The organism is uncultured Microbacterium sp., assembly GCF_963521695.1.
GTDB lineage: Bacteria > Actinomycetota > Actinomycetes > Actinomycetales > Microbacteriaceae > Microbacterium.
In genome coordinates this window covers 1-3,557 of the sequence record NZ_CAUQWC010000291.1, presented here as the reverse complement: position 1 = coordinate 3,557, position 3,557 = coordinate 1, and the positions used below count along the sequence as shown (strand labels likewise).

3 protein-coding genes are annotated in these 3,557 nt (G+C 71.3%); 1 reads left to right on the top strand and 2 read right to left on the bottom strand.

What is annotated here, in order from left to right:
- Nucleotides 1–989 (top strand): molybdopterin-dependent oxidoreductase (locus tag RWP81_RS15375; protein ID WP_314457566.1); only part of this gene is annotated, 989 nt, incomplete at its 5' end.
- A gap of 230 nt (nucleotides 990–1,219) precedes the next feature.
- On the opposite strand, the gene rocD is transcribed toward RWP81_RS15375, so the two are convergent.
- Together rocD and ddaH are read right to left on the bottom strand one after the other, a co-directional pair.
- A complete protein-coding gene (gene rocD / locus RWP81_RS15370; RefSeq protein ID WP_314457565.1) occupies nucleotides 1,220–2,437 on the bottom strand; it encodes an ornithine--oxo-acid transaminase in 1,218 nt (405 codons plus the stop codon).
- Nucleotides 2,434–3,318: a dimethylargininase gene (ddaH, locus tag RWP81_RS15365; RefSeq protein WP_314457563.1), complete on the bottom strand. Its 885-nt coding sequence runs from the start codon at nucleotides 3,316–3,318 to the stop codon at nucleotides 2,434–2,436. Before ddaH ends, rocD begins: the two co-directional genes overlap by 4 nt.
- Nucleotides 3,319–3,557: the final 239 nt, after the last annotated feature.

The following is a 3,557-nucleotide window of genomic DNA, read 5'->3' as shown; positions in this document are numbered from 1 at the left end:
CCTTGTCGATGGCGCCGTCGAAGGTCAACGCGGTGCGCGCGGCCCTGCGCCTGCCGACACCGACGACGACGACGGCCGTTCCCGCGGGCGCCGAGCTGGGCATCGAGGGCCTCTCGCCGGTCATCACCCCCTCGGCCGACTTCTACCGCATCGACACCGCCCTCGTCGTGCCCCAGGTCGACCCCGCCGACTGGACCCTGCGCGTGCACGGACTCGTCGAACAGGAGGTCGTGCTGCGCTGGGACGACCTGGTCGCCCTCGCCCCGAAAGAGACGGTCGCCACCCTGGTCTGCGTCTCGAACGAGGTGGGCGGGTCGCTCATCGGCACCGCCCGCTGGCTCGGCGTACCGCTGCGGGAGGTGCTCGCCCGCGCGCGTCCGACCGCCGAGGCCGACATGGTGCTGTCGCGCTCGATCGACGGGTTCACGGCATCCAGTCCGCTCGAAGCACTCACCGACGACCGTGACGCGCTGCTCGCCATCGGCATGAACGGCGAGCCGCTGCCGATCGAGCACGGCTTCCCCGTGCGCATGGTCGTGCCGGGCCTGTACGGGTACGTCTCCGCCACCAAATGGGTGACCGAGCTCGAGGTCACCCGCTACGACCGGGCCGAGGGGTACTGGACCCCGCGCGGCTGGTCGGAGCGCGGCCCCGTGAAACTCCAGTCGCGCATCGACGTGCCGCGGGCCGGCGCCCGCGTCGAGGCGGGCACCGCCGTGATCGCGGGCGTCGCCTGGCAGACCCACGTGGGCGTGTCCGGGGTCGAGGTGCAGATCGACGACGGGCCGTGGCTACCGGCGACCCTCGCGTCGGCGATCTCGGCCGACACCTGGGTGCAGTGGAGCCTCGCGTGGGACGCGACGAGCGGCTCGCACACCGTGCGCTGCCGCGCGATCTCGGCCGACGGTCAGACGCAGACCGACGTGCCGGCGCCGCCCGCCCCCGACGGCGCGACGGGGTGGGACGAGCTCACGGTGACGGTGGGTTGACCGCCGCCGCCGCGCCGCTGGCGAGATCACACGTTCGGCCCGAGATCACCGTCACCGGGCTGACGCGGACGTGTGCTCTCCGGACGACCGTGTGATCTCGTGCGGCCCCCGCTCGACCGCCCGTCGACGCCGATCGCGCGCCGACTGCACACGCTCGGTTCGAGACGGCATGGGCCGGGCAGCCCCGAACGTGTGATGTCGAACCGGCCGTGTGAGCTCGCGCTCAGCGATCAGGCCGCCAGCACGTGCCGGAGCTGTTCGACCGCCCAGTCCAGTTCGGTCGCGCGGATCGTCAGCGGAGGGGCGATGCGGATCGTCTGGCCGTGCGTGTCCTTCACGAGCACCCCGCGCGTCAGCAGCTTCTCGGCGACCTCGCGGCCGGTGCCGTAGGCGGGGTCGATGTCGACGCCGGCCCACAGGCCCGCGATGCGCACCGCGGTCACGCCGTGGCCGATGAGCGCCCGCAGCGCGGGCTCGAGGTGCGCTCCCAGCGCCTTCGCGCGGGTCTGGAACTCACCGGATGCCAGCATCTCGACCACGCGGAGGCCCACGGCCGCGGCCAACGGGTTGCCCCCGAAGGTCGAACCGTGCTCGCCCGCACGGATGACGCCCAGAACGTCCTCGTCGGCGACGACGGCGGACAGGGGCAGGATGCCGCCGCCGAGCGCCTTTCCGAGGAGGTACACGTCGGGGACGACACCCTCGCGATCGCACGCGAACGTCTCGCCCACGCGGCCGAGGCCCGACTGGATCTCGTCGGCGATGAAGAGCACGTTGTTCTGCGTGCAGATCTCCCGCACCCGCTGCAGGAACCCCTCGGGCGGCAGGACGACGCCGGCCTCCCCCTGGATCGGCTCGAGCAGCACGGCGGCGGTGTTCTCGTCGATCGCTGCGGCGATGGCATCCGCGTCTCCGTACGGCACGTGCACGAAGCCGGGCGCGTAGGGACCGAAGTCGTCGTGCGCCGTGGGGTCGTCGCTGAAACCGACGATGGTCGTCGTGCGTCCGTGGAAGTTGCCGTTCGCCACGATGATGGTCGCCGCATCGGCGGCGATTCCCTTCGTGCGGTAGCCCCAGGCGCGTGCGACCTTGATGCCGGTCTCGACGGCCTCGGCACCGGTGTTCATCGGCAGGACGAGGTCTTTGCCGCACAGCTGCGACAGCGCCGTGGCGAACGGGCCGAGACGGTCGTTGTGGTAGGCCCGGCTGGTCAGCGTGAGGCGATCGAGCTGCTCACGAGCGGCGGCGAGGATCGCGGGGTGACCGTGGCCGAAGTTCAGCGCCGAGTAGGCCGACAGCAGGTCGAGGTAGCGCTTGCCCTCGACGTCGGTGACCCATACGCCCTCGGCGCGCGAGACGACGACCGGCAGCGGGTGGTAGTTGTGGGCGAGGTGGACGCCCTCCTCGGCGACGAGACGCTCGCCGATCGCGTCGATCGTGGTGCTCATCGGGCACCGCCGCGGAGCTCCAGCGTGCAGCACTTGATGCCGCCGCCGCCGAGCAGCAGCTCCGACAGGTCGACCATCACCGGGGTGTAGCCGCGCTCGCGCAGCTGCGCCTCGAAACCCACGGCGCGCGGCGAGATGATGACATTTTTACCGTCGCTGGCGGAGTTGAGTCCGAAGACCGCCCCGTCGCTGTCGGACACGCGGATGGCATCCGGGTAGCGCTCGCGCAGGATCGCCTGGCTGGACTCGTCGAAGGCGGTGGGGAGGTAGGCGATGTTGGCCTTGTCGACGCCGCCCGGACCCTCGACGGGGTCCAGCACGGCGATCGCGGTGTCGAGGTGGTAGAACCGCGGGTCGGTGAGGGTCAGCGAGACGACCTCGCGCGAGAACACCTCGCCCACTTCGCGGTGGCTGTCGCCGGTCGAGCGGAAGCCCGTACCGGCGAGGATCGTGTCGCCCACGAGCAGGAAGTCGCCCTCGCCCTCGTTGACCTCGACCGGCTCGGCCACCTCGAAGCCGTTGGCGGCGAACCAGTCGATGAACGCCGGCGCCTCGGCCGCGCGCTCGCGGAAGCGGAACTTCGGACCGTACGCGACACCGTTGATGACGAAGCCGCCGTTGGCGGTGTAGACCATGTCGGGCAGGCCCTCGACCGGGTCGATCAGTTCGATCTCATGCCCGAGCGACGTGTAGGCGTCGTACAGCGACTGCCACTGCTGCAGGGCGAGATTCGTGTCGGTGGGGCGCGAGGGCTCCATCCACGGGTTGATGCTGTAGCTCACCGTGAAGTGCGCGGGCCGGCACATGAGGTACCGACGGTGCTGCTGCACACGCTCGGTGGAGGTGGCCTCGGCGGTGGTGGCGATAGGGGTGGCGGACATCTGTGCTCCTCGGAGAAAGGTGCGGCGGACGCTGTCCTGGGGCCCGGTGGCCCTTCGAACCCGGCGGCGCCGTGGCGCCGTGCGGGGAAAGGTCGGTCCGAGCACGCCGTGGCCATTCTCGCACGCGTGTGCGCGCGGGCGCGAATGGCCCGGTCCGTGTCGGCTCACGCTCCGCGATTCGCGCGACCTCAGCGGCATCCGGGCCGTCGCCGCCGACTCTGCGCGGATCGCTGACTTTG